The 7,321-nt window shown below is 65.9% G+C and carries 6 protein-coding genes; 2 read left to right on the top strand and 4 right to left on the bottom strand.

Features of this window, described 5'->3' with window-relative positions:
* Nucleotides 1-65: 65 nt before the first annotated feature.
* Complete coding sequence (locus ABZ293_RS33855) at nt 66-2,096, bottom strand: NADPH-dependent 2,4-dienoyl-CoA reductase (protein ID WP_355187410.1); 2,031 nt, start codon at nt 2,094-2,096, stop codon at nt 66-68.
* A 98-nt stretch (nt 2,097-2,194) separates the two neighbouring features.
* The gene (locus tag ABZ293_RS33850) at nt 2,195-2,692 is read right to left on the bottom strand and encodes a helix-turn-helix domain-containing protein (RefSeq protein ID WP_355187408.1); all 498 of its coding nucleotides are present in this window, start codon (nt 2,690-2,692) and stop codon (nt 2,195-2,197) included.
* 61 nt (nt 2,693-2,753) lie between these two features.
* Here ABZ293_RS33850 and ABZ293_RS33845 point away from each other — a divergent pair, with 61 nt between their 5' ends.
* Entirely contained in the window at nt 2,754-4,283 is a 1,530-nt protein-coding gene (locus ABZ293_RS33845; protein WP_355187406.1) for a DHA2 family efflux MFS transporter permease subunit, read from the top strand.
* 164 nt (nt 4,284-4,447) lie between these two features.
* On the opposite strand, the gene ABZ293_RS33840 is transcribed toward ABZ293_RS33845, so the two are convergent.
* On the bottom strand, nt 4,448-5,206 hold the full coding sequence (locus ABZ293_RS33840; protein WP_355187404.1) for a DUF899 domain-containing protein: 759 nt from the start codon (nt 5,204-5,206) through the stop codon (nt 4,448-4,450).
* A 32-nt stretch (nt 5,207-5,238) separates the two neighbouring features.
* Nucleotides 5,239-6,048 carry an SDR family oxidoreductase gene (locus ABZ293_RS33835; protein WP_355187402.1) on the bottom strand — a complete coding sequence of 270 codons (810 nt, stop codon included), beginning with the start codon at nt 6,046-6,048 and terminating at the stop codon, nt 5,239-5,241.
* Between the two features lie 219 nt (nt 6,049-6,267).
* On the opposite strand from ABZ293_RS33835, the gene ABZ293_RS33830 reads away from it, so the two are divergent.
* Entirely contained in the window at nt 6,268-7,245 is a 978-nt protein-coding gene (locus ABZ293_RS33830; RefSeq protein ID WP_355187400.1) for a sigma-70 family RNA polymerase sigma factor, read from the top strand.
* Nucleotides 7,246-7,321 lie beyond the last annotated feature (76 nt).

The raw sequence follows: 7,321 nt of genomic DNA, 5'->3' as shown, positions 1-7,321 counted from the left end.
GTGAATATCTGGGGGGGGGTGTCATAGTATAAAACACCACCCCCCCCCGGCCCTCGTACGGTGACTCAGAGTTCGGCCGCCAGCCGCGTGCCCTGCTCGATCGCACGTTTGGCGTCCAGTTCCTTGGCCTCCTCGGCGCCGCCGATGAGACGCGCTCGCACACCGAGGGATTCGAGCTCGTCCTGAAGATCGCGCACCGATTCCTGCCCGGCACACACGATCACGTTGTCGACCTCGAGCACCCGCCTGCCGTCCCGGTTCGAACCGAAACTGATGTGTAGGCCGCGATCGTCGATCCGCTCGTAATTGACCCCGCCGATCTGCTCGACGCCTTTCGCCTCCAAGGTGGCGCGATGGATCCAACCGGTCGACTTGCCCAGACTCAGCCCGAACGGTCCCGACTTCCGTTGCAGCAGTGTCACTTCCCGCAAAGCGGGAGTGTGCCTGCGCACGGTCAACTGTCCCGGCGCGCGATGGTCGTGGGTGACACCCCACTCGTGCCGCCACTCGTCGAGTTCCAGCGCGGCCGGACCGTCGACGGCGAGGAATTCACTGACGTCGAAACCGATTCCACCCGCGCCGATGACGGCGACACGCGTGCCGACGGCGCGCTCCTGTCGGATCAGTTCCGGATAGGACAGGACCATCGGGTGGTCGATCCCGGGGATATCGGGCACGCGAGGTCGCACGCCGGTCGCCACGACGACCTCGTCCCAGCCGCCGCCGGCCAACTGCTCGGCGGTGACGGGGGTGTTCAAATGCACCGTGACAGCGTTCAATTCGAGTTTGCGGCGGAAGTACCGGATCGACTCGTTGAACTCCTCCTTGCCCGGGATACGCCGTGCGAGGTCGAACTGGCCGCCGATGGTGTCGGATGCCTCGAAGAGTTCAACGTGATGACCGCGCTCGGCGAGCCCGATCGCGGCCGACAACCCCGCCGGGCCCGCGCCGACGACGGCGACGCGTTTGGCGTGCCGGGTGGGTAGCAACTGCAGCAGTGTTTCGTGACAGGCCCGCGGATTGACCAGGCAGGATACGGTTTGGCGAGTGAAGGTGTGGTCGAGGCAGGCCTGGTTGCAGGCGATGCAGGTGTTGATCTCGTCCACCCGGGACTCGGCGGCCTTGTTCACCCATTCCGGATCGGCCAGCATCGGTCGGGCCAGCGAGATGAGATCCGCCTGGCCCCGCTCCAGGATCTCCTCGGCGACCTCGGGCATGTTGATGCGGTTCGAGGCGCAGACCGGAATCGACACGTGGGTCTTGAGTTCGGCGGTATAGCCCACGAACGCGGCCCGTGGCACCGAGGTGGCGATCGTCGGCACCCGCGATTCGTGCCAACCGATATCGGTGTTGATGACGTCGACCCCGGCGGCCTCCAATTCCTTGGCCAGCGCGATGATCTCCTCGAAGGTCTGCCCGTCCTCGACGAATTCGGCCATGGATAGCCGGAACATGAGGAGGAAGTCTTCGCCCATCGCGGCCCGGGTCCGCGCCGCGATCTCGACCGGGAACCGCCGCCGGTTCTCGGCGGAGCCACCCCAGCGGTCGGTGCGGTGATTGGTTCGCGGCGCGAGGAATTGATTGATCAGGAAGCCCTCGCCGCCCATCAATTCGATGCCGTCATAACCTGCTGCCTTCGCGAGCCGGGCGCAACGCACGTGGTCGGCGATCGTCGATTCGATGCCCTCTTCGGTCATGGCCTTCGGCTCGAACGCAGTGAGCGGGGACGCCACCGCCGAGGCCGATACATTGATCGGGATATTCGAATCGCGCCCACCGTGCACGATCTGCAAAGCGATCTTGGCCCCCGCCTCGTGCACCGCGTCCGTGATGACCCGGTGGCGTTGCGCGTCGCCCTCGGTGATCATCGCGCAGGCGAAGGGCCACAGCCATCCTTCGCGGTTCGGTGAATATCCGCCGGTGACGATCAAGCCGACGCCGCCACGGGCCCGTTCGGCGAAAAACGCGGCCAGCCGGTCGATATGCCAATCCCGGTCTTCGAGCCCGGTGTGCATCGAACCCATCACCACACGATTGCGCAGCGTGACCCGCCCTACCTGGAGTGGCGACAACAAGCGCGGAAAAGCTGAACTCATGAGTGGAACCTAATGACTGCTCCGCACCCCCGCAACCGGGGTTGACGAGCCATGGGTCCGCGGGTGAGATGGGTGGCCGGGTGATGAACGATCGGTGCTCACGCTGGATCAGCGGGTGCGGTCGAGCGCGCTCCCGGACCCGGCCGGAATGCCACGTCACGAGGGGAGTCGATGTGATGACCGGCGGCGCAGACGAGTTGGACACCGACCTCGGCCTCGCATTCTCGGTGTAGCGAGATCACCGGCGGCCCCTGTGGATCGGCTAGGTAGCGGTCGCCCCATTGACGAATCGCCACCACGATCGGAAACACATCGAATCCCATTGGGGTGAGCCGGTATTCGTGGCGCTTGCGCTCGCCGGGCTCCTGATAAGGCCGGCGGACAAGCAAACCCACCTCGCAGAGCCCGGCCAGGCGATTGGTCAGCACCTGTCTCGGCACGCCCGCGTGCTCGCGGATCTGGTCGAAACGCCGGATGCCGTTGAAGATTTCGCGCAGTACCACCACTGTCCAGCGTTCGCCGAGGATCTCCATCGCGCGGGAGACCGTGTCGTTCTCGGTGGACCAGTCCATGGCGGGTGGGTGCGGCTGTGTCATGGCAGCAGTCTAGATGCTGGATCTTATTGACAGACTCAGCTGTCGCTGCGAGGCTGCATCCATGTCTCGAACTCAGGTGGAACGTCCTGGTGCGGACCCACAACGCAATCCGTGGCCCGCGCTGATCGCGATGGTCGTCGGGTTCTTCCTGACAACTGCCGACATGATGATCGTCTTGGTGATCAATCCGGTACTTCTGCGTGCACTGGATGCCAGTGTGGCGCAGGTGATCTGGGTGACCAGCGCCTATCTGCTCGCCTTCGCGGTGCCGCTGCTGGCCTGCGGTCGTCTCGGTGATCGCTTCGGCCCCAAGTACATCTACCTCGCCGGGCTGGCGATATTCACGCTTGCCTCGCTGTGGTGCGGGCTGTCGCAGTCCATCGGCGTGTTGATAGCCGCGCGCGTGGTGCAGGGGTTCGGCGCGGCGCTGATGACACCGCAGACCATGGCCGTGATCAGACGCACCTTCCCGGCTGAGAAGCGGGGCGCGGCGATGTCGCTGTGGGGTGCGGTGGCGGGACTGGCCCTGCTGGTCGGACCGATCCTCGGTGGCACGCTGTCGGACGCGTTCGGGTGGCGGTGGATCTTCTTTATCAATATCCCGATCGGGGTAGTCGGTCTCGTGCTCGGTCTGCGGTTGGTGCCGGCGCTGCCGACCAACCCGCACCGCTTCGACATCACCGGCGTACTACTGAGCGCCGTCGGCATGTTCCTGCTGGTGTACGGCCTGCAGGAGAGCGATATTCGAAACTGGGACACCCTCATCTGGATTTTGATCGCCGCCGGGTTGGTGGTTCTGGCGATCTTCGTGGTGACCCAGCTGCGCGGTGGCAGTGAACCGCTGCTGCCGCTGACGTTGTTCCGCGACCGCAACTTCGCGCTCGGCAACATCGCGATCGTCTCCACCGGCGCCACCGCGACGGCAGCCATGGTCCCGCTGTACTTCTACCTCGAAGTGGTGCGTGGGCTGTCCCCGACCCGGGCGGCGCTGGTTTTCGCGCCGATGGCCGCCATGATGCTGGTTTTCGCCCCGGTGGTCGGCAAATTCGGTGACAAGGCGCATCCTCGGTTGTTCCCCCTGGTGGGTTTCACGCTCTACGCGGTGACGATTGTCGCGATGTCGATCCTCATCCCCCGAGAGGCGCCGATCGCGTGGTTCGTCGCGGTCGGGGCGGTCAGCGGCTTCGCCAACGCGTGCACCTGGGCGCCGCTGGCGGCGACGACCACCCGCAACCTCCCCGAACACCAAGCCGGCGCCGGGTCCGGGGTGTACAACGCGATGCGCCAGATCGGTTCGACAATCGGCAGTGCCGCCATCGCCGCGACGATCACCGCGCGTATGTCCGCGCACGGTCTGGGGGGAGGCAAGATCGGGAAAGGGGGCATGGGCGCCGACATCATCCCCGACGCCGTCAAGGACCCACTGAGTTCGGCATTGAGCCAGGCCATGTATCTGCCCGTCGGATTCCTCGTGGCCGGCATCCTCGCGGCGCTGCTGTTCGAATCGGCGCCATCACCTCGTCACGATGCCGCCGAGAAACCATCGCGTCCCGCCGATGCGGTCGCGGTCGTGACGGCCGACGTGGGCTGACTGTTCGTGGTCGGCCGATGAAGTGCTTCTCGTCTTCAGCGAGCCGTTCGTTGGCCTGTATCCGGTTGGTGTAGCGCGGGTGTCGCGGTCACGACCGCAGAGGTAGTGCGCGGTCGTGACGGCGAAGACCCCGGAAAGCACCAACCGGAGCACGATGTTGTCGATCATGTGGAGTCGCGGCTCTTCGAGTCGGCTCTCGGCGGCCGTTGGTCGTCGGGGTTGTCCGGGTCGGGGTCGCCGAACCACCGTGACGGCGTGTGCTCGCCATATGCGTCGTGCCAGTCCCACCATTCGTAGGGCGGGGTCTGCGGGTAGCCCTCCGGTGAGTCCTCCCACTGCTCCTGGCGTCCCAGCGCGGTCATGTCGAGGTAGCTCCACGTGGTCCCCAATGCCTCGTCGCCGCGATTGTTGATGAAATAGGTACGGAAGACGCGCTCGCCGTCGTGAATGAATGCGTTCGTGCCGTGCCATTCGTCCACGCCGAAGTCGGCGTCGAAGTCGTCGGTGATCGTGTACCACGGCATTTCCCAGCCCATCCGGGCCTTCAACCGCTCGATGTCCTCCTGCGGCGCGGGGGAGGCGTACACGAGGGTGGTATCGCGGGTGTTCAGGTGGGCAAGGTTGGGTACGTGATCGGCCATCATGGAGCAGCCGCGACAGGCATGGTCGGGCCAGCCGTCCACGCCGGGCTCGAAGAAGGCGCGGTAGACGATCAGCTGACGCCGGCCCTGGAACAGGTCGAGCAGACTTACCTTGCCCTCGGGTCCCTCGAACGCGTACTCCTTGTCCACGGCCTGCCATGGCATCCGCCGTCGCAAGGCGGCCAGCGCGTCACGTGCGCGGGTCAGCTCCTTCTCCTTCACGAGCAGCTGCTGCCACGCTGCCTGCCACTCCTGCGGCGAGACGATCGGCGGTGTGTTCATTGTGCGATGCCCTTCCCGTCTGTTCTGGTCGTTCAGCCCAGTGGTGATATGCCCGCGGAGGTGAGCGTGTTCGTGTGGTGGACCGGGTGTTCAGCGGTCGCGATTTCGAGAACCGACTTGCCCACCTGCTCCGGGGTGAGGGCGGGTCCCAAGGACCGCACGAATGTGTCGGCGTCGACTCCTTGCCGCTCGGCATAGGCCGCCACCGCCGCCGCCCCCAGATCGGTGGCGGGGGTCAACTGAGGGAGGACGGAGACGAACCTGATCCCCAGACCGGCCCGTTCCGACTCAACGGCGGCATAGCTCGTGATGAACCTGACGGTGGCCTTCGCTCCGGCGTAGCCGCCGCTGAGCGGCGACCCGTTGATCGCGGCGCCGCTGGAGATCGCGATCACCGAGCTGCCGCGCGCCAGCGGGCGCCGCAGCGCTTCGCGAATCCAGTGGAACGCCTGTGCTACGTCGACATTCCAGTTCTGGCTGAAGGTCTCCCACGTCTGATCCTGGACGGGGCTCATCCGCGGAGCGGCCCCCGCGCACAGGACCACCGTGCGCGGGCGATGCTCGTCGAGGAGTCGCCTGGCCGTCGCGGGATCGGCGGCGTCCGCGGCCACCGCGGTGAATCTGCCGCCGAGTTCGTCGTGCAATGTATCGAGCTGCGCGCTGGTCCGGGCGACGCCGACGACGTGTGCACCGGCGGCCGACAGCGCCCTGGCGATACCGCGCCCGAATCCGCGGCCGGCTCCGGTCACGATCGCCGTCGTGCCCTCTAGGCCGCTGTGCTCGAATGTGCTGTGCTCGAATGTGCTGGGCTCGAATGTGCTGGGCTCGAATGTCTCGTTCATTGTCGTATTCGCTTTCGTTCGTGATGTGCTCGAGGCCCCCACTAATTCAGATACGCCGCGGCGCTGCGATTCATCGGTGCGGCGCCGACCAATCGGTCTGGTTGCCGATGTACTTTCTCGGCGATCGGTGGCGTGCCGACCGATGAATTTCGCTCGCCGGACGTATCTGTACTGGTAGGGGCGCCCATCCTCATCACGCCGAGACCTAGGAGTACGACCGTGCCGGTCCAGGAGGATTTCATCGAGCAGGCGGCGCCGTTCCGTGCCGAACTGATTGCGCATTGTTATCGCATGCTCGGCTCGGTGCACGACGCCGAGGATCTTGTCCAGGAGACGTACCTGCGCGGCTGGCGCGGCTATCCGGCGTTCGAAGAACGCGCGGCGCTGCGCACCTGGCTGTACCGCATCGCGACGAGCGCGTGCCTGCGCGCATTGGAGAACCGCGCTCGCCGGGTGCTGCCGGCTGGACTGGGCGCCGGCTCAATCGACCCAAATGCGGGTCTGGACGCCGACGCCGGTGCGCACCGATGGATGCAGCCGCTGCCGGACGCGTTGACACCGGAAACGGCACTTGTCGCCAGGGAAAGCGTCCGGCTGGCGGTGGTGACGGCCATGCAGGAGCTGCCCGCGCGTCAGCGAGCCGTGTTGATCCTGCGCGACGTCGCGCAGTTCAGTGCCGCCGAGGTGGCGGAAGTGCTCCATACCACTTCCTCCGCAGTCAACAGCGCCCTACAGCGTGCCCGCACCCATCTCGCCGAGGTGGCCCCCACCGACGAAAACGTGACCGAACCGGAAGACGCCGAACGCCGTGACCTGCTCGACCGCTACTGCGCGGCATTCGAGAACGCCGACCTCACAGCCCTCACCGAGCTACTGGCGGCCGACGTCAGGCTCGAAATGCCGCCGGTGCCGGTGTGGTTCACCGGACGCGATGCGGTGACTCGGTTCCTCGCCAAACGTGCCTTCGCCAAGCCTGGCGATCTCATGTTGATCCCGACCGCCGCGAACGGACAACCCGCTGTCGCCGAATACCGTCGGGGCGCAGGCGGCATCCTGGAAGCCCATTCGATACACGTGATCACTACCGGCGCCAGCGGGGTCGCCGCTATCACCGTCTTTCTCGAACCAACGCTGTTCGCCGCTTTCGGCATGCCACTGACCGATCCTCCCTCCGCCCCCGCTGAGAGATCGCGGTGATGCTCAGCGAGCCGACCTCGGTGTGATCAGCCGCGTATTGGGCGGAGTCCGGTGAATGCTCGCAATGTATTTGTGC

This window comes from Nocardia sp. NPDC005998 (assembly GCF_040614395.1).
Lineage (GTDB): Bacteria > Actinomycetota > Actinomycetes > Mycobacteriales > Mycobacteriaceae > Nocardia.
Note: the sequence above shows the minus strand (reverse complement) of the source record. Positions and strands in the feature narration are given on the sequence as shown.

Coding starts and splice junctions, on each gene's coding strand:
- ABZ293_RS33855 (WP_355187410.1), bottom strand. CDS start 2,096: ATGAGTTCAGCTTTTCCGCGCTTGTTGTCGCCACTCCAGGTAGGGCGG.
- ABZ293_RS33850 (WP_355187408.1), bottom strand. CDS start 2,692: ATGACACAGCCGCACCCACCCGCCATGGACTGGTCCACCGAGAACGAC.
- ABZ293_RS33845 (WP_355187406.1), top strand. CDS start 2,754: ATGTCTCGAACTCAGGTGGAACGTCCTGGTGCGGACCCACAACGCAAT.
- ABZ293_RS33840 (WP_355187404.1), bottom strand. CDS start 5,206: ATGAACACACCGCCGATCGTCTCGCCGCAGGAGTGGCAGGCAGCGTGG.
- ABZ293_RS33835 (WP_355187402.1), bottom strand. CDS start 6,048: ATGAACGAGACATTCGAGCCCAGCACATTCGAGCCCAGCACATTCGAG.